Genomic DNA, 25368 nt, shown 5'->3' on the forward strand with positions numbered 1-25368 from the left:
AGGATGTAAATGCTGAAAAAAGCCTTGCTGATGAAAATCAGCAAGGCTTTGAAATTTTTTAAATTTTATCTTCCGCCTCTGCCACCACGGGAGGTTCTACTAGATCCACTGGAAGAACCACGACTTGTGCTTCCAGAACTTCTGGATGAACTACTGGAACTACGAACGCTCCTGTTGGTTGATGAGCTTCTTCTCGAAGGAGAGGAAGTCTGAATGGATCTGCTGGTGTTCGATCTTGTTGATCTATAAACCGGACTCGAAGACCTTGTATTTGAAGTATCATAATAACCACTTCTTTCAGTTCTTCTACTGGTACGTGAATAAACATTATTACGATCGTAACCATCACTGGTACCTCTGGCTCTAGATCTTGATCTAACTGCATCAGCCTGAGCACTTCTAATACTTCTTATACTTTCTGAGTAACTGCTTCTTGCGTCATTCGATGATCTATAAGTACTTGTGTTCCGTCTTCCACGATTATAGGCTATATTGTTTCGATTTCTAGTTGGGTAGGGATATCCGTATCCATATCTGTTATTAAACCAGGGATTTCCAAAACCGAAGTTGTATCCATAAGACCAGCCGTATCCAAACCTGCCGTAACCCCAAGGTCCACCAAAACCTCCGTAACCCCATTGACTACCATAACCAAAAGCGAAACCTCTTCGAGCATAAGGATTAAAGAAGGGGTCGAAAAAAGGATCATAGAATGGATCGTAAAAAGATCCGAAGTATGGGTGACCAAATCCATATCCCCAACCTAGTGGTCTTCCAAAACCAAACCCAAAGCCTGGACCATTATTTATAATATTTACAGTATAGGTGTCCGGGTCGTTGCCCCATGGTGCATTACCACCAACATACGCAACATCACCACCAACTTCAGAATAATTATCATACCCGTCATTGGAAGAATAACTGTCAACATCTGTAAATACATCACTCTCGAGAAGTTCACCGACCATTTCAGATTGCTGCGCAAACATATTTTTATAATAGTTGTTCTGATTATTCGGTTTCACCTGTGTTTGCTCATTTTCAGCCTGCTCCCATATACCTGGTCTTGACTCACCGTAAATTCCATCTGTTTCATATCCAGAGTACTGATAGGATGAACAGGATCCAAGACTTAAGATTATAGCAGGTAGAAACAGCAGTTTTAGCCGGTTTCGTAAGAGGTAGTAAGTTTTCATCGGTTATTCTTTTTATTGTTGGACATTCTAAAAATGGTTAGTTTTGCCCGAACGGTTAGTACTTGACTATTCCTAAAAACACAAGTTTTGTGCCAAATTACGAACTATGGGTAAGAAGTTAACAAGCAGAAGCGAGGATTATTCCAAATGGTATAATGAATTGGTGGTCAGGGCAGATCTGGCAGAAAATTCAGCAGTTAGGGGCTGTATGGTTATCAAGCCATATGGTTATGCGATCTGGGAGAAAATGCAGGCTGAACTGGATAGAATGTTCAAAGAAACAGGACATCAAAATGCTTATTTTCCTCTTTTCGTACCTAAAAGTCTTTTTGAAGCTGAAGAGAAGAACGCTGAAGGTTTTGCTAAAGAATGCGCCGTGGTTACTCATTACAGATTAATGAATGATGAGGATAATCCAGGGAAATTAAAGGTAGATCCCAATGCAAAACTGGAAGAAGAGCTTGTGGTTAGACCAACCTCTGAAGCAATCATTTGGAACACCTATAAAAATTGGATCCAGTCCTACAGAGATTTACCTATTAAAATCAATCAATGGGCTAATGTGGTTCGATGGGAGATGAGAACCCGTTTGTTTTTAAGAACAGCAGAATTCCTTTGGCAGGAAGGGCATACCGCTCATGCGACCAAAGCTGAAGCTCTTCAAGAAACTGAATTGATGAATAATATTTATGCTGAATTTGCCGAAAACTTTATGGCAATTCCAGTCATAAAAGGTGCTAAAACTGAAAATGAGCGTTTTGCCGGGGCTCTGGAAACCTATTGTATTGAAGCTTTAATGCAGGATGGAAAAGCCTTACAGGCCGGTACTTCTCATTTCTTGGGACAGAATTTTGCTGAAGCATTTGATGTGAAATATGCTACCAAAGAGGGTGGTCTGGAGCATGTATGGGCAACTAGCTGGGGTGTTTCAACAAGATTGATGGGCGCATTGATCATGACGCACAGCGATGACCATGGTCTGGTGTTGCCTCCAAAACTAGCGCCAACACAGGTGGTGATCGTTCCTATCTACAAAGGAGAAGATCAATTAGACCAAATTTCCATAGTTGCAGAGGAGTTGGTCAGGAATCTGAGAGCAGCTGGAGTATCGGTAAAGTTTGATAACAATGACAACCAGAAACCAGGCTGGAAATTTGCTCAATACGAATTACAGGGCGTTCCTCTTCGTATAGCAATTGGACCTAAAGATCTCGAAAAAGGCACGGTTGAGCTTGCCAGAAGAGATACTCTTTCCAAGGAATTTGTGAAGAGGGATGAAGTAGTAGAAAAAATTCCTGCCCTTCTGAATGAAATACAGGAAACATTGTTTACAAAAGCTAGAAATTTTAGAGATACGCATATTACTGAAGTCGATACTTTCGATGATTTTAAAAAGCAACTAAAAGATAAGGGTGGTTTTATCTCGGCTCATTGGGATGGTAGCCCGGAAACCGAAAATAAGATCAAAGAGCTTACTAAGGCTACGATTAGATGTATTCCATTTGGCAGGAAAGAAGAAGCTGGAACCTGTATTCTTACGGGAAATCCATCTGAAGGAAGAGTGCTTTTTGCGAAAGCCTATTAAAAATTTTAAAAATTTTTGAAGAACATTTGCGGCATTCCAAAAAAGTTGTATTTTTGCATCCGCATTTGAAACAAAATGGTCCGTTCGTCTAGGGGTTAGGACGCCAGGTTTTCATCCTGGTAACAGGGGTTCGATTCCCCTACGGACTACTAGAAACATCGAAGTGATGTTTTTTTGAAAGCAACCAGGTGTTGCACATTGAAATAAATAATGGTCCGTTCGTCTAGGGGTTAGGACGCCAGGTTTTCATCCTGGTAACAGGGGTTCGATTCCCCTACGGACTACTTTTAAAACTTTTTTAAATAATAATTATAATGGCAAATCATAAGTCAGCGTTGAAGAGGATTCGTAGCAATGAGACTAAGCGTCTTAGAAATCGCTACCAGCATAAAACTACAAGAAACGCGATCAAGAAATTGCGTGAGGCCGATAAGAAAGAGGCTGAGGCTATGTTGCCTTCTGTAATTTCTATGATAGATAAATTGGCTAAGAAAAATATCATTCATGATAATAAGGCTGCTAACCTGAAGTCTAATATGGCTAAGCACGTGGCAGCACTATAATTTTAGCAGTGTTCAATTCATAAAAAAATGCTTTTCGTTCTTCGGAAAGCATTTTTTTGTGTTCTGAACTTACTTCTTAAAAAACTGAGACACCAGTAAGGGTAGTCAGTCTTTCCAACGCCTTCATTCCTAATTCTGAATTTCCTTTTTCGTTCAGTATAGGGCTCCAGACGGCTACTGAATAATTTTCTGGATGTATGGCTACAATGCCACCTCCAACACCACTCTTTCCTGGTAATCCTACCTGGAAACTAAATTCACCAGCCTCATCATAGAACCCACAGGTTTGCATTAAGGCATTGATACGTTTTACGGTCTTTGGTTTAAGGATTTTTTTATCATTCTCAAGAATTCGTCCTCTGTTGGCGAAAAGCATAAATGCTTTTGAAAGCTGTTCACAGGTCATAGCAAGCGAACACTGGTGAAAATAGAAGTCAACAATAGATTTTACATCGCATTTAATGTTTCCCAGCGCTTTGATGTAATTGACCAGCGCTACATTACGGTATCCCGTTGCCTGTTCTGAAGCAGCGACGGTTTCATCATAGTGAATATCCTCATCCCCGGTAATTTCCCTTACAAAATCCAGTAATTCCTGTTTTGGATCTTTTAACTGGTCTACAAGAATGTCTGAAATTACCAGTGCACCGGCATTGATGAATGGATTCCTGGGAATTCCACTTTCGTATTCCAGCTGAGTAAGACTGTTAAATGGATCGCCAGAAGGTTCAACATCCACACGATCCCAGAGATCTTCTCCCATAAGACGCATGGCCATTGCCAGAGTGAAAACTTTGGATATACTTTGAATTGAAAATTTCTCTTTACTATCACCAAAATTAAAATGCTGGTTATCTCCGCAATATACATGCATTCCGAATTTACGGCGATCTACCTTGGCGAGTTCCGGGATATAGGACGCGACCTTTCCTGAAACGTCTCGATAGCTCATTTCATCATATATCGTATCTAAAATTTTCTGGTATTCCATATTAATTGAGGTCACTAAGATCTGAATCTGTTTCTATTTCGAAAGGTACTTGATCCTTCCTGAAGATCCGGGCAGGTAGATCTCCTTTTAACGTAACTTTATTACCGCTCAACTCGAGCCAGCTTCCTTCGCGAAGGCCCACCACAGGCGGCGAATTAAGATTGTGGAATTCTTTGATTCTGGTCTCCCGTGTCTCGCCTTTGTGTTTGGTGTCTGGATCTGGATCCAGGTAATGTGGGTTGATATTAAAGGGTACCAGACCAAGCGTTTTAAAGGATGGAGGATACACTATAGGCATGTCATTGGTCGTTTGCATGCTTAAACCTCCAATATTGGTTCCCGCGCTTGTACCCATATATGGAGTTCCGGTTTTAATTTTTTTCTTCAATATGGTCATCACCCGGTTTCTGTATAATTCTGAAACCAATAAAAATGTATTTCCACCTCCGGTAAATACGCCTTCGGCATTTTCAATTGCCTTAGCGGGATCTTCAAATTCATGAATTCCTTTGATCTTCAAATCAGCTTTGGCAAAAGCCTGTTTCGCTCTTAATGTATATTCATCCAAAGTTATTCCTCCTGGCCTGGCATAGGGAATAAAGATCACTTCCGCAGCATTAGCATACAATTCTGGAAGATGCGGGATTAGATATTCAAGATAATCCTGGGAGTGCAGGGTGGAAGTACTGGCTAATATTGCGTTCATGGAATTTTTTAAAGTAAAAGTAAAGAATCGAAGACGTTAACAAAAGTTTACAGGGTTAATAAAGGCGATTTTAGTTTTTGGGGCGTTATCATTAAACCGAAACCAACTAACTTGACTATTATTTCTCATAGTAGCTTAAATCTCCTGCTTATGCCAGTGCTCCTGTGCTTTGGCCTGCAATCTTTTGCTCAGGAATTTAAGATGATCAAAGGCAGTATTCTTGCCGGAACCCAGCCACTGTCGGGAGTTCATGTGATCAACAAGAATTCAGGCACCGGTACTACTTCAGATGATTCGGGAAATTTTAAAGTTTTAATACGCCAGGGCGATATTCTTCTATTTACTTCAGTCCAGTTCGAAAAAATCGAAGTAGTGGTTTCCGAAGAACATTTAAGAACTGGAACTATCGAAGTGATCGTCACAGATGCTAACAGGCTGGAAGAGGTTGAAGTTGGTCAAATACCGCTTAGCGGATATCTTGACAATGATCTTAATCATATTGAGTATTTAGATAGAGATCAATTCCATATTCCGCATCCAGAGAAAAAACTTACGCCTAATGAGTTGAGGCTTTATACCGCAAATGAAGGCGTTACCAGCAGATGGTCTTACATTGGAATTCTTCTGGGCGGGGTGTCTCTCGATGTTTTGCTTAACGATATCAATGGAAGGACCAAATATCTTAGGGAGATGGTAGAACTGGACAGATTACAGGTAAAAGTACAGGCAGCTATCGATCTCTTCGGAAAAGATTTTTTCAACGAATACCTGGATTTACACGGTGACGAGATTATCAACTTTATCTACTACTCATTTGAAGATGAACATTTCAGTTTAATGTATGAACAGGAAAAAGAGCTTGAAATGATCGAGTATTTTCAGAAACATATTATTGAATTCCGAAGAATGAGAACCCAGCATGAATAGCAGAAGAAAACAATTTTTAATGTGTGCCCTGCTGGTTTTTCTGGTAGGTTTTGCTTCCGAAGTAACAGCTCAGGAGAGAAAGGTAGTTTCCGGTAGAATTATTAGTGACAGTCTCATTGATAAAAGCGGGGTGCACGTGATCAATATCACTGCGGAAAAAGGGACTGTAACAAATGAAACGGGTGAATTTGAAATGATGCTGAAGCTGGGTGACAGCATCTATTTTTCATCGGTTCAGTTTGAAAATGAATTTAAGGTGATTGGAGAGCAGCAAATGAAGGATGGCTGGACCAAGCTGCTCTATCCCAAAATGAACGAACTGGCCGAGGTGCAGCTCGATAATATAAAGCTTTCCGGGGTGCTTGGGCAGGATATCACCAGGATGCCAAAAAGCATTTATGAAAAACTCGGTATTCCTTTTCCCAAACCCAGGCGTACCAGTCTGGAGCTCGCTTTGCAGGCGAATTCGAACGATCCGGTTTCACAGGTGATCAATATGCTGAATGGAACAAGTAAGCAGCTGGAAAAGGCGGAAGAAAATGCAGAATTTACAGAACAGGTTACTAAGGCAAGAGGCCGCATGCAGGATGCTTACTTTATAAATGGTCTTGGACTGCCCGAAAATGAGATCCTTAATTTTCTTTATTATTGTGCCGACTTCCCTGCTTTTGAACTACTGCTTGAGGGAACTGAAATTTTTAATCTCATGGAGTTTTTTGATGAGAAGTTGCCTGAATTCAAAGAAAGAAGACAACTGGAATAATACTATCGATATATTCTGAACGTTAAAGTACGACATAAGCAAACATATGTTATATAAATACCTGGGCGCCGTTATAATTATTTTCTTATTCTCTGTGAATCTGAAGGCACAGGAAGCAGCTATGCTTAAAGGGCAAATTGTTTCTGAAAATAGGGATGTTCAGAATGTTCATATTGTAAACCTTACACAGGAAACAGGAACGACCAGCGATGAAAAGGGAAAGTTCATTATTGGTGCTGCTGTGAATGATAGTCTGTTTGTTTCTTCGGTTCAGTTCCAGAACAGGACTATAGTTGTGCGACAAAATATGATAGAAAGCGGACGAATTGAGATCGAGCTTTACGAAGCCATGAACGAACTTTCCGAAGTTTTTATAGATAATATTGAGCTAAGCGGTTATCTCGCAAATGATCTTAATTTAATTTCCATAAAAGAAGTAGAGACTAAAAATCGATTACAGCAGAATCTGGATGACTTCATCCGGAAAGACAGGGATCTTAATCCCTACTATCAGCCTAGTATGACCGAAGGAATTAGAATAGATAAAATTGCCATGGCCATCGCCGAAAAACTATCTAAAAACAAAGAGACTCCAATCGTTTATAGTCCGAAAGAACTGGCTGATCTTAGTCTGAAAATAGTAGGAGAGGAGTTCTTTAGTAAAGAGCTTGATCTTGATGCCAATGAAATCTGCAACTTCCTTTTATATTGTGAAAAAGATCAGAATTTCAAGAACCTGGTTCTTAATAAAAATGCTTTGGTTTTAATTGAATATTTTGAAACCAGGATTGATTCTTTCAGAAATCTTCGAGCTGAAAATCTTAATGCAGGCAGACAGCTTCCCGGTTGATTCCATTTTTAAACCTTCTACATCTTTCAAAGTCTTAAAGCTGACTGCTCAATCTCTATGAATGGCGCAGTAATTGTTTTATCTTCGGAAAAAAATATATGAAGAACCTGATTTTAAGCCTCTTTTTTCTGATTCTCCTCAGTTCTTTTAGCAGCGATGATCATGAAACTTACTTAAGTGTTACGGAGATTGAATATAGGCAGGATAGTAAATCTGTGCAGGTAATCTCCAGGGTTTTCATAGATGACATGGAAGATGCGCTCAGCAGGCGCTTCGGTAAACAAGTAAGCCTCGCCTATAAAAAAGATCTTTCTGCTAATAAGGATCTTCTCGAGAAATACTACTCTAAAAAATTAAGCATTCAATCAAATAATAAGGATATCCCATTGAAATTACTGGGAAGTAAGTTTGATGCAGATCAAATTGTACTGTTCCTGGAAGGCAAAAACGTGGAGGATTTTACAAGCGTGGAAGTAGAGAACCTGGTGCTTACAGATCTATTTGATACTCAGAAAAATATTGTCCATGTAAAAAAAGGTGACATCATTGAAAGTATGCTCCTGGTAAAATCAAAAGGAAGCGGCACCGTTAAATTCTGAAAACTTTTAGATTGACATTTAAAATCTTATTTTTAGCAACCTATAAATTAAAATTTAGTAAATGAAGCGATTAAAATTGTTGACCTCCGTATTCTTGATGTTTGTATTTGCAGGTGTCAATGCACAGGAAACTGAACAACAGGAGCCACGGCAGCAAGGCCATACCAATCAAAACAAATTCAGGCAGATGTACCAGGAAATGGCAACTCCTAATGAGTACAGAACCGCATCTGGAGCTCCTGGACCTGCCTACTACCAGAATGAGGCAGATTATAAGATGAATATCGTTCTTGACGATAAGAATTCTGTACTTACCGGAGAGGAGACTATTACCTATCACAATAACTCTCCACAGGATCTGGAATATCTTTGGGTTCAATTAGATCAGAACATCAGGAAAAAAGATGCTCCGCAAAAAGATGGAGACGGAATGGCGCCGGTGGCTACAGCAGCTGGTTTCGCTAATAAATATCTGGAAGCTCCATTTGATGGTGGTTTTAATATTAAAGAAGTTTCTGCAAATGGATCAGATCTTAAATATACGATCAACCAGACCATGATGCGAGTAGATCTTCCAAAGCCTTTAAAATCTGGAGAAACTTACGTATTCGATATCAAATGGTCTTACAATGTGAATAATCACGTGACCAATCGTGCTCGTTCAGGGTATGAGCTATTTCCGGAAGATGGAAACAAAGCTTACGTGATCGCCCAGTTCTTCCCGAGAATGGCTGTTTATAATGACGTAGAAGGATGGCAGAACTACCAGTTCTGGGGCAATGGTGAATTTGCGCTTCCATTTGGAGACTATGAGGTGAATATTACCGTACCTGCAGATCATATCATGGAAGCAACGGGTGAACTTCAGAATAGAAAGGAAGTTTATACCAAAGAAATGATGAAACGATATGAGCAGGCGAAAAAGAGCTATGACAAACCTGTGATTATCGTAACTCAGGAAGAAGCTGAAAAGGCTGAAAAGAACTTTTCAGAAAAAACAAAAACCTGGACATACAAGGCAGATATGGTTCGTGACTTCGCTTTTTCAACTTCAAGAAAATTTATTCTTGATATGATGGCGGTAGACGTGATGGGAAAAGATGTAATGGCAGTTTCTGTTTATCCTAAAGAAGGAAACCCACTATGGGAAGAATGGTCTACAAAGGCGGTAGCTGCAACTTTAGAGAGCTACTCAGCACATACCTTCCAGTATCCTTATCATAAGGCAGTTTCGGTTCATGCCAAGAATCAGGGAATGGAATATCCAATGATATGCTGGAATTATGGTCGTCCAGACGAGAACGGTAAATATAGTGACCGTACCAAATTCGGGATGATAAGTGTGATCATACATGAAGTTGGACACAATTTCTTTCCAATGATCGTCAATTCTGATGAAAGACAATGGGGATGGATGGACGAAGGAATCAATACTTTCGTACAGTATGTTGCAGAACAGGAATTTGGTAAGAAGCATCCGGAAGCGATCGCACCAGAAAAAAATTATCCTTCCAGAAGAGGAGCGCCTAGCAAGATCGTACCTTACATGAAAGGAAACCAGGATTATATTTCTCCAATCATGTCCAATCCAGAGCAGGTGTATCAATTAGGTAATAATGCGTATGGTAAGCCTGCAACTGCATTGAATATTCTTCGTGAGACAGTAATGGGTAAAGAATTGTTTGACTATGCATTCGCGACTTATTCTAAAAGATGGATGTTCAAGCACCCAACTCCGGAAGATTTCTTTAGAACGATGGAGGATGCTTCAGGCGTAGACCTTGACTGGTTCTGGAGAGGTTGGTTCTATACGACAGATTATGTGGATATTGGAATAAAAGATGTTCAGAAATACTATGTAACCGATAATCCTACGGAAGCTGGAAGAGAAATGCTGAAGAGATATGGAACAACTCCTGAAGAAACAAAAGCACTTTATGTTGTTTCAGAAGATGATGAAGCATTTTCAGAAGAGATGAAGGGTAGATCCCTGATGGAAAATTCTGAAACTCTACAGGCATATGTAATGGATAACTTCAGCGAAGAGGAGCGTAAGAATCTTCAGGCGCCGAAATATTTCTATCAGGTTACTTTTGATAAGCCAGGTGGACTGGTTATGCCAATCATTGTAGAGTTGAGCTATGCTGATGGTACTTCCGAAAAGGTTACTTACCCAGTACAAATCTGGAGAAAAAATGATACTGCTGTGAGCAAAGTGATTCCTTCCAACAAAGAAATCACCAAGATCACCCTGGATCCAGATCTGGAAACTGCAGATGTAGACGTGAACAATAACAGCTGGCCTAAGAACGAAAATAAAAGTGAGTTCGATGAGTACAAAGAATCCACTCAGGACTAGGTTTTAAGCTAATAATATTTAAGCCGACTTTAACGAGTCGGCTTTTTTTATGCTTAGATTTGTATCTATATTTGTTTTACTATGCATACGTTACCATTATTTATTAGCGGAGCCGAGATAGGCTTTATATTGTTCATCCTGGTGATGGTTTTTGGAGCTGATAAGATTCCTGATATAGCCAAAGGTTTGGGTAAGGGAATGAAAGCTGTTAGAAACGCGTCTAATGATATTAAAAGCGAAATTCAGCGAAGCGCTGAAAAGCAGGGTATAGATACAGACTTCACAAAAGATGTTCGTGGCGAGATCGATAAGGTTAAGGAAGATATCGATGATATCACAGGTTCTGTTCGCCGCAAGTTTTAGTATGTAGTATGTGGGAACAAATCGAAGAGTGGGACAGGCAACTATTCGTATACCTGAATAATCTTGGTATAGAAAAGTATGATACTTTCTGGATCTTCGTTACCAATCCAGCCCACTGGATTCCTGTCTTTATAATATTTTTCCTGCTTTTCTTTATAGCATTTCACTGGAAAAAAGGTATTATTACCAGTTTATTTCTCTTGCTCACAGTGGCTGTTACGTATGGTTTTACAAACCTGGTTAAAGGTCTGGCTGTTCGCAATCGCCCTAATAATACCCCAGAGCTCGCAGAGTTAATAAGAATTCTCCAGGAACCAACCAATTATAGTTTCTTCTCAGGTCATTCCTCCACCTCGTTTGCGGCAACTACTTTTATTGTTCTCGTTTTGAGCAAATGGAGCAAGTGGATCTATCTCGCTTACATTTGGCCGCTACTATTTGTGATGAGCAGGATCTATGTAGGAGTACATTATCCGGGAGATATTATAGTTGGTATGATCGTAGGAATTCTAATTGCCATTCTTTTCCATAATCTTTATAACAGAGCAGGAACAAGGCTGTACTAATTATTTCACTCGTGAAAGAGTGAGACCGTCGCGAATTGGCAAGATCACAGTCTCTATTCTTGGATCTTCATTTAATAGATTATTATATTCCAGTAAGGCCTTAGTGGAAAGATCATCTTTTTTCAATTCTTCCACGACTTTCCCACTCCATAGAACATTGTCTGAAAGAATGATCCCACCGCTATTCATTTTATTGATGATAAGTTCGAAATAAGCGGGGTAATTTGGTTTGTCGGCATCGATAAAAACCAGGTCGAAATGTTCATCAATGTTCGGAATGATCTCTGTAGCATCACCAATATGCTGTATAATTCTATCTCTGTATTTCGAGGCTTGAAAATGTTTCTTCTGAAAGTCTTCCAGTTCTTCGTTGATATCTATGGTATGCAAAATTCCATTTTCAGTAAGACCTTCTGCCAGGCATAAGGCAGAATAACCCGTATAAGTACCAATTTCCAGGATAGATTCGGGATTTTTCATTTTGGAAAGTAAGCTCAATACTCTTCCCTGGTAATGCCCGCTTAGCATCCTGGGCTGCATGACTTTCTGGTTGGTTTCCCTATTCAGTTTTTCCAGATGCTGAGGCTCTGGTTGGGAATGCGCTACAATATAATCGTCTATATTTTCAGGTAGAAAATGCATATTCAAAATTTGAGTAAAAATATGGATTTTCTCTTTCCTGCGGGCCCTGATGTATTGAAAACGAAATTGTATTTTTACAAAAAAGACACGTTATGAAATTTGAAAATTCATTGGAATTTGCTCAGCAACTGGATAAAGAAGATGAACTGGCAGATTACAGGAATGAATTTATTTTTCCGAAGATCAATGGCAAGGACGCGATATATTTTGTAGGTAATTCATTGGGTCTGCAACCCAGAACTGCAAGAAAATATGTAGATGAAATCATGAAGGACTGGGCAGAATTAGGTGTTGAAGGACATTTTAAAGCTGAAAAGCCCTGGTGGGATTACCATGAACGATTTGCCGGAAAACTTGCCAGTGTAGTAGGAGCAAATGCTTCTGAAGTAACTGTAATGAATACACTTACTGTAAATCTTCATCTGCTGATGGTAAGTTTTTACAGGCCAGAAGGCAAACGATATAAGATAATTTGTGAAGAGAAAGCTTTTCCCAGTGATCAATACATGATCTCAAGTCAGGTTAGACTCCACGGTTATGATCCTGAAGACGCTATTGTAGAGATCAAAAAGCGGGATGGAGAACATAACTTTAGAACAGAGGACATCCTCAATAAAATTCGGGAAGTAGGAGAGGAATGCGCGCTCGTATTGATTGGCGGAGTAAATTATTATACTGGCCAGGTTATGGATATGGAAACCATTACTAAAGCGGGACATGAAACTGGAGCATTCGTAGGCTGGGATCTTGCACACGCTGCCGGGAACATTGAACTGAAACTAAGCGAGTGGAATGTAGATTTTGCTGCCTGGTGTAGTTATAAATACATGAATTCAGGCCCTGGCAATGCTTCGGGGTGTTTTATTAATCAGAAATATCATAATCAAAAAGATATTCCAAGATTCGAAGGCTGGTGGGGACATAACAAAGAACGCCGATTCCTGATGGAACCAGAATTTCAACCAGAATCGAACGCAGATGCCTGGCAAATTAGCAATGCGCCCGTTCTTGCGCTCGCACCGTACCTTGCATCTCTGGAAATGTTCGCTGAGGTTGGCATGAGCAGTTTGCTAAAGAAAAGGGACAAGATCGTGGCATATCTGGAATTCGTACTAAAAGAGATTGATAAGGAAGTAGAGAGTACTTTTGAAATCATCACGCCTTCCGCACCAAGTGAAAGAGGAACGCAACTTTCAGTTTTTCTGCACGGTGAAGGGAAGGAGATTTTCAACTATTTAATGGACAATGGTGTAATGCTCGATTGGCGGGAACCAAACGTAATTAGATTGGCGCCAGCACCATTTTATTGTTCTTATGAAGATATCTTTCGTTTTGGTCAAATTTTGAAACAAGGGATACTCTCAAAAAATAAGTCATAAAAAAAGGAGGCATTTGCCTCCTTTTTTTATGACTTATTTTTTATTCTACCGAGATATCGTCGAAGAACAACTCAAAACTTTCATCTTTGGATTTATGCATAGTTGCGATCTTGATCCCATCAAAGTCCTTATAGTCTTCCCAGGTAGTTGCCATCTCTTGAGCTCCGTTTGAAGATTTATATACCCACTCGCGAATCATGAATTCGTCATCGAAATAGATGTCGTAGCTATCACCCGGAGTGTATCCGCCATCCTTAGGATAGCTAACAGTAAGCATCTGCATCTCATCTCCGCTAATTGGCGCTTTTGCCTTCTTTGGTTCGCTTAGATCTGCCAGTGACCATTTTAATTGAAATGGAAATAACAACCAGTAAGAATCATTGACAAAACGCTGATCGATATATTTCTTGTCGTCAGCCAGGCTGTCTTTTCTGGTGTAGCTCATGACTGAATCATTCTCTGTAAGACTGATCTTATCTGTTCCCACATTCCAGTTCCATCGTCTTTCAGACCTTAGGGAATCATTGATTTTCACATTGAAGGTAAATTGAATCTTTTTGATGCTATCAAATTTCTCGAAACCGTTGACCATGGCGATTTTTTCGTGGACTTCCAGGTTTGGATTTTCTTCAGGAGTTACCTCTTTCTTTTTGTCTTCGTTGCAGGAAATAAGTGTAATTCCGGCAAGAACAGTAAGCAGCAGTTTTTTCATATTTTTTGTTTTTTAAATATAGCAATTCTTTTATTTATAATGCGTTGACACTCATCCCCCCATCGGCGACGATGTTCTGTCCTGTTACAAACGACGAAGCCGGCATTGCTAAAAATGCCACGATACTGGCTATCTCCCTGGCTTCTGCGACCCTGTTAAGCGGAGTCCTGGATATGATGGATTTCATTTTCGTGTCATCATGCAGATAACCTTTTGTTAGCGGAGTTTTTGTAAACCATGGCGAAACCGCGTTTACTCTAATCCCTTCTGAAGCCCATTCCACAGCAAGACTTCTGGTTTGCTGCAATAAACCTGCTTTGGCGTTCCAGTACCCACATCCTGTAGGGCTGCTGAAGATGCCACGTTAATAATGGCAGAGTCACCCGAAATTTTCAAATATGGATAAAGGAGTCGGCTTAAAGTGAATGGAGCAACCAGGTTGATGTTCAGAACTTTCCTGTATTCCTCTTCAGAATATTCCTGAGCCTTCTTCCGGATATTGATGCCCGCGTTATTCACGAGCACATCCAGACTGCTCCAGTTTTCTGAAATCCAATCAGTAATTTTCTTAGAATCAGATAATTTTGAGGCATCGGCAACTAAACCAGCAACTTTAAAGCCCTGTGCTCTCAAATCATTTTCCAGATCTTCCACCTCATTGGATGTTCTGGCAGTAAATAATACCTGCGCTCCCAATTCCAGGAATTGTTGTACACAAGCTTTACCAATACCTTTTGTGCCACCGGTTACCAGTACTTTTTTAGATTCTAATCTCCACATATTTCAGTTTTAAACAAAAAACCCTTTGATCGCTCAAAGGGTTTATATAATTCAATCTAAATATTACAGTCTACGACCTGTAAGTAATTTGTACAGGATAAGTATTACAGCTACTACAATAAGTATGTGGATGATGCTTCCTAGGTCTGGGAATGCAAAATATCCAATTAGCCATCCAATTACTAGTAATACGATAATAAGCCAAATTAAATCTCTCATAATGTCTTGGTTTTAGAAAGGTTTTATCCCGTCTACGGTTAATTAAAATCAGTTAGTTGGTTTGATAATTCCATGACTAAATTAGACAAACCTTGCACCCGCTGGATTTCATTTAACCTTGATTTAACTTTAAGTATTAAAAGTCTTCTGGATTCGAAATAATCTTCGCTGCCCGTTCTCTTATTTTCTGCATTTCTTCGGGAGCCTTCTTTTCCAGTAGGCTCATCATCATGTTCATTCTTTGATTTCCCGCGAAATGTTCCCGATTGGAATCCAGAAAATTCCAGTACAGACTGTTAAATGGGCAGGCGTCATCTTCCGTCTTTTTACTAACCTTGTAGTGGCAGGATTTACAATAATTACTCATTTTATTAATGTAACTACCACTGGAAACATATGGTTTTGTAGCGACGATTCCACCATCAGCAAATTGACTCATTCCCCGGGTATTAGTAATCTCTACCCATTCAATCGCGTCTATATATATTCCCAGGTACCATTGGTCCACTTCATCTGGATGAGTTTCAGTTAAAAGAGCATAATTACCGGTGATCATTAGTCGCTGGATATGATGAGCATATGCATTCTCTAGGCTATTTTTAATAGAATGATGCAAACAATTCATTTTGGTTTTTGCATCCCAATAGAAACCTGCAAGTTCATTTTGATTTCGAAGCTTGTTACTACGGCGATAACCCGGCATTTCTTTCCAGTAAATACCTCTCATGTATTCTCTCCAACCTAGTATCTGCCTTACAAAACCCTCGACCTGGGAGATATCGATCTCATCTGTATGATCATAATAGTAATCCAGAACAGAGTCTATAACTTCTTTAGGACTCAACATTTTGGTATTCATACTAAAGGACAATCTCGAGTGAAATAAATAAGCTTGATCGGTATGCAAAGCATCCTGATAATCACCAAAATGAATTAGCAGGTTTTTACAGAAATAGTTGAGCACAGAGAGAGAATCTTCCCGGGATGTTGGCCAGTTATAGTTCTCAGCTTCAATAGACCCAAATGTTTTTATGCCTGCAGCCTCGATTTCCTGTACCAGATCACTTACGTTCTTACGAAAACCTCTTTCATGAGGGATTTCGGGCTTACCTTTCCATTTTTGCCTGTTACTCTTGTCGAAGTTCCATTTTCCGCCCTCAGGATCCTTGGCGTTGACCATTAAAATATCATGTTTCTTCCGCATATCGCGGTAGAAATATTCCATGGTCATTTGCTTCTTACCCTTATAAAACTTTTCAAGGTCATTTCTGGTTGTAAAAAAATGTTCAGTATCAAAACTCTTAGTTTCAATTTCCAGAGTATCGCATAATTTTTTCAATTGCTCATCAAGTCGATACTCATCTGGCAGCTGGTATTGAAAACTTTCAAATTTATGCTTGGCGATAAGCTGTGTAATATTTTTTTCAAGATCCTGCGTGTTATCTTTATGATCGATCTTATAATAGATTACCTGATGATCTCTTTCTTCCAGATAACTGGCGAAATTGCGCATGCTGCGAAAAAATCCTACCACCTTTTGTATGTGGTGCTTAACATAGTCGGTTTCCTGACGCATTTCCATAAATAGATAAGTGACGTCCTCGAGGTCATCTTTGTACCAGCTATGTTGATGATTTAATTGATCGCCTAGAATCAATCTTAGTGTCTTTTTTACTTCAGCCATAAATCTTGATACTCGTTATCGGGATCGTAGCGATCTGCCTGACTTTTAATATTAAATTTCCTGTCTCGGGGATCGTTTCCAACTCCGCTATTATACATCCAGTTTCCCCAGTTGCTATGCACATCATAATCAATAAGCAGACTCTCAAAATATGACGCACCTTTTCTCCAGTCGTGTTTTAGTTCCTTGGCAAGATAACTGTTCACATTCTGTCTTCCACGATTGCTCATAAATCCAGTCTGGGCTATCTCCTTCATATTAGCATTTACGAAATCTTCTTTGGTCTCACCATTGATCCATTTTCTGAAATTTTCAGGATCATCGTCCCAGTCATGTGATTTTCCCCGAATTCCCTCCAATTGAAAGATCTTACTGCCATGCTTTAATGAGATGTATTTAAAAAAATCTCGCCAGATCAATTCGAAAATAAGCCAGTACGTACTTTTATTGCTTTTAATTTCCTTCTCATACTTTTTAACCTCGAAATAGATCTGCCGGGATGAAATACTTCCATTGGCCAGCCAGGCCGAAAGTTTTGAACTGTAATCTGTGCCTATCAGTCCATTCCTGGTTTCCTTATAAGTCTCCAGATCACGCTGTTCAAAAAAGTACTGCTGCACTCTTTTGATTGCCTCATCTTCTCCACCTTGAAATGGGAAAGCAGTTCGCTTATCTGTTTTGACTTCTTTTAAACCAAGATCCTGTAAGCCGGGAATTTTAGTGTTGTTTTTGATTTCAAAAGCTTCCACTTTTGAGTTGGAAAGAAGTTCTCGAACTTCAGAATATTTCTCACATTTTTTTCTGAATTCAGTAAAAACCTTTGGAATTCTCTCAAACGAGTCATAGGGAATATCTTCAGGATGAAAAAGAAACTGCTGGTAATGATCTTTAAACTCAACATTCTGGATAGATTCCTTCAAATTCTGCTCAACTTTCTTCTCTTCCTCTGTCCACTCCTTCTGAAAATAGATGGTATCTATCCGGTGTTCTTCAGCTAATTGAGGGATTTTTTCTTCTGGTTTATCCTGAAAAACGAACAAGGGAATATTTAGCTTCTGAAGATTTTTCCGAAGTTGACCAATACTCTCAATCAGGAATTTAGCCCTGAATCTTCCGGTTTTTGGATAACCAATGTCCTGTTGTTCAAAGTGCCTTGGATCAAAACAATAAACTGCGAACACTTTCTCATGATTCCTAGTTGCAGTTGCAATTCCTTCATGATCCTGGGTTCTTAGATCGTTTCTAAACCATATTAAAGCTGTACTCATTTTTTCTGTTTTCTACATTTATCACTGCAGTACCGCACCTGTTCCCAATCTTTCTCCCATTTTTTTCGCCAGGAGAAAGGACGTTGGCAAACCGGACAGATCTTCTGCGGGAGATCAGATTTCTTCTTCGTTTTATTACTCATCCTTGCTAAAGAAGGATTTTACTTCCTGTCCCGGCCGTGCGTAATGAAATCTGTCCAGCAAACTTGGCAGAGAATAGCCATCGAGACCATTCACCGCAACTGTTCCGGCATCATCTAGTCTTAGCCAGCCATCAGGCATTTGTATGCCTTCGTCAAAATAAATATGTTCAATAGAGGCAATGACAAGTACTGTATCATTTTCCTTTATATGGTATTCATTCACGAACTTACAGCCTAATTTAACTTCAGACTGTTTAACGTATGGCGCATGAAAACCATCAAGATATTCTTCGTCCAGTCCCGTTTTGTTAAATTCAGAAATTTCTTCATCATACTTTGCGGCGGTCTGGTGCGCCTGCGCGATCATTTTGTCCTGAATATGATTTACCGTAAAATAGTCAGTTTCCTTAATATTGCTATAGGTGTTACGGGCTACACTTAGCGGCCTGGTGACAAATCCAAGCATTGCAGGATCACTGCCAATATGGGTGACCGAACTAAATACAGCTACATTTGGATTTCCAGATTTTGATCTGGTAGCAATGAGATTGGCAGATTTATAACCGGTACAACTATTTACCAGGTTAAGGCGATAGATTTTTTCCATTTCCTCAATTTCTGAGGCAGTAATATGTTTCATAAAAAAAGGTCAGTTTTTTAGACTGACCTCAAGTTATAGATTGCTTTACTAGAAAGCTGTTAATGGAAATTTAAATTAACTCTGATTTTCCATCTTATTAATAGCCATGTCATATTCTTCCATGGCTTCTCTTACGGCATCGATATTATCTGATGCTTTCTGATGCGCATCTTCCATTACCTTCTCCAGGTTCTTGTCTGGATGCTGGAACAAATCTGTGATCACGTGGTTAATTTTATCTATGATACTGCTTTGCGTATTCTTGATATCTTCCAGTTTGTTCAATGTAGACCTCATATGGTCTAGTTTCTCCTGATCCATAATATTTGTTTTAGTTCATCTAATATACTGCCTCGCAAGAGTGAAGCCAATGCAGTTAACAGCTTTTAGAACAGCTTTATCAAAAAATTAGGATTCCTGTTGTTCTTTGTAGGGTGGATAATCTATGTATCCCTCTTCTCCCGGCGTATAAAAAGTATCTTCATTATATGAAGCCAGCGGCCATTTGTTCTCAAATCTTTTCACCAGGTCTGGATTGGAGATATACCATTTGGCATAACTCACCAGGTCTGCATTACCTTCTTCAATTACCTTGTTGCCAGATTCTCTGTCAAAACCGGCATTGATCATCAACGTGCCTTTATAAATTTTCCTGTAGTGTTTCGCAATGTCGGTAATCAAATACGGTACATCGCTCACATCTGAAAATGGTTCTGAAAGATGTATATAAGCCAGGTCATATGCATTCAGCTTTTCTATAATATAGTCAAATGTATCAATGCTTTCTTCTGAAGCCATTATTCCGAAGATCTTGTGCAAAGAGGGATTGAATCTACAACCAATCCTGTTTTCTGGCCAGACCTCGTTGATCGCATCCAGAACTTCAAAAAAGAATCTGGCGCGGTTTGGAATGCTTCCACCATATTCATCTGTACGTTGATTGGAATTTTTGTTGAAGAACTGATGGATAAGATATCCATTGGAAGAATGTATTTCTACCCCATCAAACCCGGCATCTTTTGCATTTTGAGCTGCAGATTTGAATTCCTGTACAGTTTCCTGAATTTCCTGAACGCTCATGGCTTTCGGCTCTTCGGTTTTCTCCTGGCCATCTGGAGTGAATACCTCTGTGTTGGGATTCACGGGACTGGGAGCAAGAGGTTTGTCGCCATTATGAAACTTTGGATGAGAAATTCGCCCGACATGCCATAGCTGAATAAAGATCTTTCCGCCTTCGTTATGAACAGCTTCGGTCACTTTTTTCCATCCTTCTACCTGCTCTGCAGAATGGATACCAGCAGTATTAATATAGCCTACAGCACGGGATGAAACCTGGGATCCTTCAGAAATGATTAGGCCGGCACCGGCACGCTGTGTATAATATTTCACATGCATATCTGTGGGAGCATTCGCATCATTTTCAGCACGGCTTCTGGTCATTGGAGCCATGATAACACGATTTTTCAGATTTAGATCACCCAACTGGTAGGTTTGTAGTAAAGCTTGTTTTTCCATAGTCATAATTCAATTTTACTTAAAATTACCAGTTTCGTGGGCTTTCTGGTGTTAATGAACTGGTAAATCAAATATTGTCATGTATGCAGCGCGCTAAGTCTATATGTCTGCCATTGAATTGGATATTATTGAGTAATTTCGTGGTTCTAATTAATATATTCCTGTAATTTTTTTCAGACAGGGATTAGTTTATAATTCATGCAAAATCAAAAAGATGTAGCTATTGTAGGATCCGGACTTGTTGGATCTTTGTTAGCCATTTTTCTTCGTAAACAAGGTCATAAAGTCACCATATTTGATAGGCGTCCCGATGTTCGACTAGTGGAATTTTCTGGAAGGTCCATTAACCTTGCCATGTCCAATCGTGGCTGGAAAGCTTTAAGAGAAGCTGGAATAGAGGATGAAATCAGGCAGCTTGCATTGCCTTTGGATAAGAGAGCGATGCATGTAGATGACAAACCAGTCTACTTCCAGAAGTATGGAGAAGAAGGAGAAGCGATCTATTCCATTTCTCGCGGAATATTAAATCGAAAGATGATAGACCTAGCAGAGGAGGCCGGTGCAGTATTCAGGTTTGAAGAGAAGATCTGGGATGTTGATCTTCCAAATGCTAGGCTGTATACAGGAGAATCTGAAAAAAGCGTCTGGAAAGAATACCAGTTCGATCTTATATTTGGAGCAGATGGCGCGTTTTCCAGGACCCGTCACAAAATGCAGCGACAAAGCAGGTTCAATTATTCCCAGCATTTTATTGATGTGGGATATAAAGAGTTGACCATTCCCGCCAATAGCGATGGGTCTCACAAACTGGACAATGCATCCTTTCATATCTGGCCACGCGGTAACTTTATGTTGATCGCCATGCCCAATCTTGATGGAAGTTTCACCTGTACGCTTTTTATGCCTTTTGAGGGAGAAGTTTCCTTTGAAAGCATTCAAACAGAAGACCAGGCAGACCAGTTCTTTGAGCAGTATTTTCCAGACATCAAGGATGAAATTTCGAACTTAAAACGCGACTTCTTCAAGAATCCAACCAGCGCCATGGTAACGATCAAATGTTATCCATGGTCTTATTTCGATAAGATCACCCTGGTAGGAGATTCTGCCCATGCCATTGTTCCTTTCTATGGTCAGGGCATGAACGCGGGATTTGAAGATATTTCTGTTCTTAATCAAAAGATGAACGAACACGGAGATAATTGGGAAGTAATTTTTGAAGAATATCAACGGGAACGCAAACCAAATGCAGATGCGATCGCCGAGTTAAGCTACCGAAACTTTGTGGAAATGAGCAGTAAAACGGCCGATCCATCATTTCTACTTCGGAAGAAAATTGAAAAGAAATTCGCTCAGAAATACCCTGAACTTTGGATGCCTCTATACTCGAGGGTTACATTTTCAGACAAAGCCTATGCAGACGCGCTGAATATTGGAGATTATCAACGAGGGATCATGGATGAAGTCATGAGAATTCCTGAAATTGAGAAAACATGGGATTCAGAAGAAGTTGAATTGAAGATAAAGGAATTACTCCAGAGATAAAAAAAGCTGCCAACTGGCAGCTTTTTTATTTTAATGTGCATCCTCTTTCAGGATGTCTGGAAACTTTTCTTTAAATCTATTCAGCCTTGGAATCGATACGTTTTGAATATAGGGATTCTGCGGATTATTTTTTTCGTAATCCTGGTGGTAATCTTCAGCAACCCAGAATTTTTGAAACGGTAAAATTTCTGCAGCGATTGGTTTTTGGTAATTTTTTGCTACTTCAGTCTTTACCTCGTCAATAATATTTTTTTGCTCTTCGGTTTGAAAAAATATGATAGATCGATACTGTGATCCATTATCTGGTCCCTGACCATTTACTTGGGTTGGATTTTGAGAACCGAAAAAAACTTCTACCAGCGTTTTAAAGTCTACAACTTCAGGGTCGTAGATAACTTCCACCGCTTCCGCATGACCTGTTCTTCCAGTGTTGCTTTCTTCATACGTTGGATTTTTGGTATGACCACCAGCATAACCGCTTATGACTTCATCCACACCCTCGATACTTTCGTAGATTGCTTCCACACACCAGAAGCAACCACTGGCGAAATATGCCTTTTCCATCCCATCCTGCATCTCAACTTTCACAGGTGTAGCATTTGCAATTTCCGGCTTGGTAACAGATTGCTGAGTATTCTGGTTTCCGCAGGCCAGCAAAAGCAGGCTAAGAATATTGATAAATATAAATTTCATGTTATTTGAGTTTATAAGTTCCTTCGAGCGTTTTCTTACCTAATAAGGCATAATCCACGGCAGTTTTACCGTCGATTTGAAAACCTTTCCAGTCCAGTTGATATTCGTTTTCTCCTACTTTACTGAAGACTGCAACCGCTGTGCCAGTATCGAGATCATTCCATGGAATGTCATTCTGCTTACTTTTTACCGAAGCTCCTTGGTAAAAAACATGAATTTCATCACCAACTTTTTTAAAGTTTGCTTCCATATATAACTCTCCCGGTTTCAGGCAAAGTTCTGAACTGCTTCCTACCTGTATTTCCAGGCAGTAGCATTCGCAGTTTTGGTCTTCAGTAAATGCGAGGTTAGTGTACGTTCCAGAATAATCTGTCTTAGATTGTCCTAAAGTACCAGTGGTGTCTTTAGACTGAACTTTTTTAGGCTTGTCTGGTTCTTGTTCTTCTTCTGTATTGGAAAGATTCTTCTGAGCAACGATGGTGTCTTTAGCCTTATTCTCCTTATTGGAATTGGCAGAATTATTACAACCTAAAATAGATAACAGCATCAGGCTGTATAGACAGGTTTTTAATGCAGTAAATTGTTTCATAACGGGTTAAAGTTAGACTATAATTTACTGAAAATTGTAAAATGAATGTTAATGCAGAAACTGTATATACTCGAAAGTAAATTTAAAAAAAGGCATAAAAAAAACTGCCTGAAAAACTTTTGCTTCAGATCCTGAGATCTTACTGTTATTTTCCAGGCAGTTAAAATATATCTTAAGAAGTATTAGAACTTCTTGAACATTGATTGCATTTTTTCCTGCTCTTCTTTAGCCAGTTCTTCATCTACAAGAATTCTACCGCTATGCTCATCTGTAATGATCTTTTTACGACCAGCGATTTCCATGATCACCTGAGGTGGAATAGTAAAGAAAGATCCTCCGGAAGCTCCCCTTTCTACAGGAACCACGGCTAAACCATTCTTAACATTCGTGCGAATTCGCTTGTAAGCAGTAACAAGTCTCTCTTCAATATTCTTTTCGTATTCTTTAGACTTTTCGATTAGTGCCTGCTCTTCTTTCTCAGTTTCCTTAAGAATTTCGTCCAGTTCACTTTTCTTGTGCTTCAGATGCGATTCTCTTTCAGCCAACTTCTCTTTTGTTTGAGAAATTACTTCTTTTTTCTGCTCGATCTTCGCCTTGTACTCGTTAATGTGCTTTTCTGAAAGCTCTATCTCAAGTTCCTGGAATTCAACTTCTTTGCTTAATGCGTTGAATTCACGGTTATTACGAACATTTTTTTGCTGTTCAGAGTATTTTTTGATCGTCGTTTTAGACTCCTCAATCTGGTTCTTCTTGTTCTTGATATCATTATCAATCACTTCGATATCCGCATCCAGTTTTTCCAGGCGTCTGTTCAAACCTGCTACTTCATCTTCAAGATCTTCAACTTCAAGAGGAAGTTCTCCACGTACATTTCTAATCTCATCAATTCGTGAATCCACCAACTGAAGATCGTACAGTGATCTTAACTTCTCTTCTACAGTAACATCGTTTTTTTTCGCCATATTATAAGTAATGTATTGGATTGGTATTTGTATCTGCTAAAATAAGTGCAAAACTACTAATTTTTTTGGTAAGAAAAGAATATAGTAAATTTTTTGTAAACTGTTCACTTTCATAGTGTCCGATATCTGCGACGACCAGCTTTCGCTCGGCTTTATAGTAATCATGATATTTTAGATCTGCAGTGATAAATAGATCTGCTCCTGCTCTTTTTGCATTCTCAATCGCAAATGCTCCACTACCACCCAAAACAGCAACTTTTTTAATTGGTTTTTCAAGAATTTCAGAATGACGAATTCCTTTGCTATTAAAGGTTTTTTGAATCTGTAACAAAAAGCTCCTGGCATCTACCGGAGCTTCTAGTTCGCCAATCATACCCATTCCTAAATGTTGATTCTTATTTTCAAGAGCATGGATTTCGTAAGCGACCTCCTCATAAGGATGACTCTGAAACAATGCACTCAGTATTCTGGATTCCAGGTGTCTTTTATAGGTAATTCCAATCTGTATCTCGTCCTCAAAATGAACGCTTCCTTTTTGACCAACAACAGGATTTGAATGCTCGTTTCCTTTAAAACTTCCGGAGCCAGGCACGTTAAAGCTGCAATTATCATAATTACCGATATTTCCTGCTCCCGCCCTGAATAAAGCTTCTCTCACTTTTGTAGCGTCAGGAACAGGGACATAGGTTTGCAGTTTTTTAATGGTATCGTTTCGTGGGATCAGAATTTGCCTGTTAATTAGTCCCAGCTTTTCGGCGATCATATCATTAACGCCTTTATGTTGATTATCCAACGCCGTATGAATGGCATAGATCGCAATATCGTTCTTGATCGCCTTTAACACGGTGCGCTCCACATAGTTCTTACCGGTTAATTTCTTAAGACCTGCAAATATGATCGGATGAAAACTGATGATAAGGTTGCAATTTTTGGCAACGGCTTCATCTACGGTTGCTTCCAGGGTGTCTAAAGTAATTAGCGCGCTCTTAATTTCTTCAGTAGCATCGCCAACAAGGAGTCCCACATTGTCAAAATCTTCAGCATATTCAAGTGGCGCGAATTCTTCTATAATAGTAATTACTTCTTTAATCAGCATATTTTGATAATTTTGCAATCAGCCTGGAAATTGAAC

Annotated in this window: 27 protein-coding genes, 2 tRNA genes and 1 pseudogene; 13 read left to right on the forward strand and 17 right to left on the reverse strand. The window is 39.5% G+C overall.

Translation table 11 applies throughout. The annotated features are described in order from the left end of the window. Nucleotides 1-65: 65 nt before the first annotated feature. Entirely contained in the window at nt 66-1196 is a 1131-nt protein-coding gene (locus G529_RS0109100; protein WP_026915231.1) for a hypothetical protein, read from the reverse strand. Nucleotides 1197-1302: 106 nt separating this feature from the next. On the opposite strand from G529_RS0109100, the gene proS reads away from it, so the two are divergent. From proS to rpsT, 4 genes are all read left to right on the forward strand, one after another. Next, on the forward strand, nt 1303-2781 hold the full coding sequence (gene proS, locus G529_RS0109105; RefSeq protein ID WP_026915232.1) for a proline--tRNA ligase: 1479 nt from the start codon (nt 1303-1305) through the stop codon (nt 2779-2781). Between the two features lie 77 nt (nt 2782-2858). Further along, nucleotides 2859-2930: transfer RNA gene (locus G529_RS0109110), tRNA-Glu, on the forward strand. Nucleotides 2931-2993: 63 nt separating this feature from the next. Next, nucleotides 2994-3065, forward strand: a tRNA-Glu gene (locus G529_RS0109115). 30 nt (nt 3066-3095) lie between these two features. After that, the gene (rpsT, locus tag G529_RS0109120) at nt 3096-3344 is read left to right on the forward strand and encodes a 30S ribosomal protein S20 (protein WP_026915233.1); all 249 of its coding nucleotides are present in this window, start codon (nt 3096-3098) and stop codon (nt 3342-3344) included. Nucleotides 3345-3420: 76 nt separating this feature from the next. Here rpsT and G529_RS0109125 read toward each other — a convergent pair whose 3' ends face one another. Both G529_RS0109125 and pepE read right to left on the reverse strand, forming a co-directional pair. Further along, nucleotides 3421-4335, reverse strand: a complete 915-nt coding sequence (locus tag G529_RS0109125) for a glutaminase (RefSeq protein WP_026915234.1) — start codon at nt 4333-4335, stop codon at nt 3421-3423. A gap of 1 nt (nt 4336) precedes the next feature. Beyond that, entirely contained in the window at nt 4337-5041 is a 705-nt protein-coding gene (pepE, locus tag G529_RS0109130) for a dipeptidase PepE (RefSeq protein WP_026915235.1), read from the reverse strand. Nucleotides 5042-5191: 150 nt separating this feature from the next. On the opposite strand from pepE, the gene G529_RS0109135 reads away from it, so the two are divergent. The 7 genes from G529_RS0109135 (at nt 5192) to G529_RS0109165 (ending at nt 11468) form a co-directional block, all read left to right on the forward strand. Then, nucleotides 5192-5968 (forward strand): carboxypeptidase-like regulatory domain-containing protein, encoded by a 777-nt coding sequence (locus G529_RS0109135; protein ID WP_026915236.1) that lies wholly within the window; start codon nt 5192-5194, stop codon nt 5966-5968. A gap of 19 nt (nt 5969-5987) precedes the next feature. Continuing rightward, nucleotides 5988-6731, forward strand: a complete 744-nt coding sequence (locus G529_RS0109140; protein ID WP_157514597.1) for a hypothetical protein — start codon at nt 5988-5990, stop codon at nt 6729-6731. Between the two features lie 46 nt (nt 6732-6777). Beyond that, nucleotides 6778-7581, forward strand: a complete 804-nt coding sequence (locus G529_RS0109145) for a carboxypeptidase-like regulatory domain-containing protein (RefSeq protein ID WP_026915238.1) — start codon at nt 6778-6780, stop codon at nt 7579-7581. Nucleotides 7582-7679: 98 nt separating this feature from the next. Beyond that, a complete protein-coding gene (locus G529_RS15710; RefSeq protein ID WP_051201408.1) occupies nt 7680-8180 on the forward strand; it encodes a DUF6702 family protein in 501 nt (166 codons plus the stop codon). A 61-nt stretch (nt 8181-8241) separates the two neighbouring features. Further along, nucleotides 8242-10539 (forward strand): M1 family metallopeptidase, encoded by a 2298-nt coding sequence (locus G529_RS0109155; protein ID WP_026915239.1) that lies wholly within the window; start codon nt 8242-8244, stop codon nt 10537-10539. Nucleotides 10540-10620: 81 nt separating this feature from the next. Next, nucleotides 10621-10902 (forward strand): Sec-independent protein translocase subunit TatA/TatB, encoded by a 282-nt coding sequence (locus G529_RS0109160; RefSeq protein ID WP_026915240.1) that lies wholly within the window; start codon nt 10621-10623, stop codon nt 10900-10902. 8 nt (nt 10903-10910) lie between these two features. Further along, nucleotides 10911-11468 carry a phosphatase PAP2 family protein gene (locus G529_RS0109165; protein WP_026915241.1) on the forward strand — a complete coding sequence of 186 codons (558 nt, stop codon included), beginning with the start codon at nt 10911-10913 and terminating at the stop codon, nt 11466-11468. Here G529_RS0109165 and G529_RS0109170 read toward each other — a convergent pair whose 3' ends face one another. Further along, on the reverse strand, nt 11469-12110 hold the full coding sequence (locus G529_RS0109170) for an O-methyltransferase (protein WP_026915242.1): 642 nt from the start codon (nt 12108-12110) through the stop codon (nt 11469-11471). 92 nt (nt 12111-12202) lie between these two features. On the opposite strand from G529_RS0109170, the gene kynU reads away from it, so the two are divergent. Next, nucleotides 12203-13489, forward strand: coding sequence for a kynureninase (gene kynU, locus G529_RS0109180; RefSeq protein ID WP_026915243.1), 1287 nt, complete (start codon nt 12203-12205; stop codon nt 13487-13489). Nucleotides 13490-13529: 40 nt separating this feature from the next. Here kynU and G529_RS0109185 read toward each other — a convergent pair whose 3' ends face one another. The 9 genes and pseudogenes from G529_RS0109185 to G529_RS0109220 all read right to left on the reverse strand — a co-directional run bounded on the left by G529_RS0109185 (nt 13530) and on the right by G529_RS0109220 (nt 20450). Further along, complete coding sequence (locus tag G529_RS0109185; protein ID WP_026915244.1) at nt 13530-14201, reverse strand: hypothetical protein; 672 nt, start codon at nt 14199-14201, stop codon at nt 13530-13532. Between the two features lie 34 nt (nt 14202-14235). After that, a pseudogene (locus G529_RS15715) lies at nt 14236-14981 on the reverse strand (SDR family oxidoreductase). A 63-nt stretch (nt 14982-15044) separates the two neighbouring features. Then, a complete protein-coding gene (locus tag G529_RS16530; RefSeq protein ID WP_157514598.1) occupies nt 15045-15200 on the reverse strand; it encodes a lmo0937 family membrane protein in 156 nt (51 codons plus the stop codon). A gap of 136 nt (nt 15201-15336) precedes the next feature. Beyond that, the gene (locus G529_RS0109195; RefSeq protein WP_026915245.1) at nt 15337-16884 is read right to left on the reverse strand and encodes a cryptochrome/photolyase family protein; all 1548 of its coding nucleotides are present in this window, start codon (nt 16882-16884) and stop codon (nt 15337-15339) included. Further along, complete coding sequence (locus G529_RS0109200) at nt 16872-18152, reverse strand: DASH family cryptochrome (protein ID WP_026915246.1); 1281 nt, start codon at nt 18150-18152, stop codon at nt 16872-16874. The genes G529_RS0109195 and G529_RS0109200 overlap by 13 nt, the downstream gene beginning before the upstream one ends. After that, entirely contained in the window at nt 18149-18295 is a 147-nt protein-coding gene (locus tag G529_RS16390; protein ID WP_084509769.1) for a DUF2256 domain-containing protein, read from the reverse strand. The genes G529_RS0109200 and G529_RS16390 overlap by 4 nt, the downstream gene beginning before the upstream one ends. Then, on the reverse strand, nt 18288-18935 hold the full coding sequence (locus tag G529_RS0109210; RefSeq protein WP_026915247.1) for a flavin reductase family protein: 648 nt from the start codon (nt 18933-18935) through the stop codon (nt 18288-18290). Before G529_RS0109210 ends, G529_RS16390 begins: the two co-directional genes overlap by 8 nt. Before the next feature lie 75 nt (nt 18936-19010). Further along, entirely contained in the window at nt 19011-19256 is a 246-nt protein-coding gene (locus G529_RS0109215) for a hypothetical protein (protein ID WP_026915248.1), read from the reverse strand. Nucleotides 19257-19343: 87 nt separating this feature from the next. Further along, complete coding sequence (locus G529_RS0109220; RefSeq protein WP_035695891.1) at nt 19344-20450, reverse strand: alkene reductase; 1107 nt, start codon at nt 20448-20450, stop codon at nt 19344-19346. 198 nt (nt 20451-20648) lie between these two features. On the opposite strand from G529_RS0109220, the gene G529_RS0109225 reads away from it, so the two are divergent. Continuing rightward, a complete protein-coding gene (locus G529_RS0109225; protein ID WP_026915250.1) occupies nt 20649-21992 on the forward strand; it encodes an FAD-dependent oxidoreductase in 1344 nt (447 codons plus the stop codon). Nucleotides 21993-22022: 30 nt separating this feature from the next. Here G529_RS0109225 and msrA read toward each other — a convergent pair whose 3' ends face one another. The 4 genes from msrA to G529_RS0109245 form a co-directional block, all read right to left on the reverse strand. Beyond that, nucleotides 22023-22685, reverse strand: coding sequence for a peptide-methionine (S)-S-oxide reductase MsrA (gene msrA / locus G529_RS0109230; protein ID WP_026915251.1), 663 nt, complete (start codon nt 22683-22685; stop codon nt 22023-22025). A 1-nt stretch (nt 22686) separates the two neighbouring features. After that, the gene (locus G529_RS0109235) at nt 22687-23274 is read right to left on the reverse strand and encodes a hypothetical protein (protein WP_026915252.1); all 588 of its coding nucleotides are present in this window, start codon (nt 23272-23274) and stop codon (nt 22687-22689) included. Nucleotides 23275-23456: 182 nt separating this feature from the next. Next, nucleotides 23457-24236 (reverse strand): zinc ribbon domain-containing protein, encoded by a 780-nt coding sequence (locus tag G529_RS0109240; RefSeq protein ID WP_026915253.1) that lies wholly within the window; start codon nt 24234-24236, stop codon nt 23457-23459. 1 nt (nt 24237) lies between these two features. Continuing rightward, nucleotides 24238-25332 (reverse strand): Nif3-like dinuclear metal center hexameric protein, encoded by a 1095-nt coding sequence (locus G529_RS0109245; RefSeq protein WP_026915254.1) that lies wholly within the window; start codon nt 25330-25332, stop codon nt 24238-24240. Nucleotides 25333-25368 lie beyond the last annotated feature (36 nt).

The organism is Christiangramia portivictoriae DSM 23547 (genome assembly GCF_000423045.1).
Lineage (GTDB): Bacteria > Bacteroidota > Bacteroidia > Flavobacteriales > Flavobacteriaceae > Christiangramia > Christiangramia portivictoriae.

What these genes read in the sequence shown, in the direction of transcription:
- G529_RS16390 (WP_084509769.1), bottom strand. Translation starts at nt 18,295, where the DNA reads ATGAGTAATAAAACGAAGAAGAAATCTGATCTCCCGCAGAAGATCTGT.
- G529_RS0109240 (WP_026915253.1), bottom strand. Translation starts at nt 24,236, where the DNA reads ATGGCGAAAAAAAACGATGTTACTGTAGAAGAGAAGTTAAGATCACTG.
- G529_RS0109235 (WP_026915252.1), bottom strand. Translation starts at nt 23,274, where the DNA reads ATGAAACAATTTACTGCATTAAAAACCTGTCTATACAGCCTGATGCTG.
- G529_RS16530 (WP_157514598.1), bottom strand. Translation starts at nt 15,200, where the DNA reads ATGAGAGATTTAATTTGGCTTATTATCGTATTACTAGTAATTGGATGG.
- G529_RS0109135 (WP_026915236.1), top strand. Translation starts at nt 5,192, where the DNA reads ATGCCAGTGCTCCTGTGCTTTGGCCTGCAATCTTTTGCTCAGGAATTT.
- G529_RS0109210 (WP_026915247.1), bottom strand. Translation starts at nt 18,935, where the DNA reads ATGAAACATATTACTGCCTCAGAAATTGAGGAAATGGAAAAAATCTAT.
- G529_RS0109145 (WP_026915238.1), top strand. Translation starts at nt 6,778, where the DNA reads ATGTTATATAAATACCTGGGCGCCGTTATAATTATTTTCTTATTCTCT.
- G529_RS15710 (WP_051201408.1), top strand. Translation starts at nt 7,680, where the DNA reads ATGAAGAACCTGATTTTAAGCCTCTTTTTTCTGATTCTCCTCAGTTCT.
- G529_RS0109220 (WP_035695891.1), bottom strand. Translation starts at nt 20,450, where the DNA reads ATGGAAAAACAAGCTTTACTACAAACCTACCAGTTGGGTGATCTAAAT.
- rpsT (WP_026915233.1), top strand. Translation starts at nt 3,096, where the DNA reads ATGGCAAATCATAAGTCAGCGTTGAAGAGGATTCGTAGCAATGAGACT.
- proS (WP_026915232.1), top strand. Translation starts at nt 1,303, where the DNA reads ATGGGTAAGAAGTTAACAAGCAGAAGCGAGGATTATTCCAAATGGTAT.
- G529_RS0109245 (WP_026915254.1), bottom strand. Translation starts at nt 25,332, where the DNA reads ATGCTGATTAAAGAAGTAATTACTATTATAGAAGAATTCGCGCCACTT.
- msrA (WP_026915251.1), bottom strand. Translation starts at nt 22,685, where the DNA reads ATGAAATTTATATTTATCAATATTCTTAGCCTGCTTTTGCTGGCCTGC.
- G529_RS0109125 (WP_026915234.1), bottom strand. Translation starts at nt 4,335, where the DNA reads ATGGAATACCAGAAAATTTTAGATACGATATATGATGAAATGAGCTAT.
- G529_RS0109100 (WP_026915231.1), bottom strand. Translation starts at nt 1,196, where the DNA reads ATGAAAACTTACTACCTCTTACGAAACCGGCTAAAACTGCTGTTTCTA.
- G529_RS0109215 (WP_026915248.1), bottom strand. Translation starts at nt 19,256, where the DNA reads ATGGATCAGGAGAAACTAGACCATATGAGGTCTACATTGAACAAACTG.
- G529_RS0109165 (WP_026915241.1), top strand. Translation starts at nt 10,911, where the DNA reads ATGTGGGAACAAATCGAAGAGTGGGACAGGCAACTATTCGTATACCTG.
- kynU (WP_026915243.1), top strand. Translation starts at nt 12,203, where the DNA reads ATGAAATTTGAAAATTCATTGGAATTTGCTCAGCAACTGGATAAAGAA.
- G529_RS0109185 (WP_026915244.1), bottom strand. Translation starts at nt 14,201, where the DNA reads ATGAAAAAACTGCTGCTTACTGTTCTTGCCGGAATTACACTTATTTCC.
- G529_RS0109195 (WP_026915245.1), bottom strand. Translation starts at nt 16,884, where the DNA reads ATGGCTGAAGTAAAAAAGACACTAAGATTGATTCTAGGCGATCAATTA.
- G529_RS0109155 (WP_026915239.1), top strand. Translation starts at nt 8,242, where the DNA reads ATGAAGCGATTAAAATTGTTGACCTCCGTATTCTTGATGTTTGTATTT.
- G529_RS0109160 (WP_026915240.1), top strand. Translation starts at nt 10,621, where the DNA reads ATGCATACGTTACCATTATTTATTAGCGGAGCCGAGATAGGCTTTATA.
- pepE (WP_026915235.1), bottom strand. Translation starts at nt 5,041, where the DNA reads ATGAACGCAATATTAGCCAGTACTTCCACCCTGCACTCCCAGGATTAT.
- G529_RS0109225 (WP_026915250.1), top strand. Translation starts at nt 20,649, where the DNA reads ATGCAAAATCAAAAAGATGTAGCTATTGTAGGATCCGGACTTGTTGGA.
- G529_RS0109140 (WP_157514597.1), top strand. Translation starts at nt 5,988, where the DNA reads ATGTGTGCCCTGCTGGTTTTTCTGGTAGGTTTTGCTTCCGAAGTAACA.
- G529_RS0109200 (WP_026915246.1), bottom strand. Translation starts at nt 18,152, where the DNA reads ATGAGTACAGCTTTAATATGGTTTAGAAACGATCTAAGAACCCAGGAT.
- G529_RS0109170 (WP_026915242.1), bottom strand. Translation starts at nt 12,110, where the DNA reads ATGCATTTTCTACCTGAAAATATAGACGATTATATTGTAGCGCATTCC.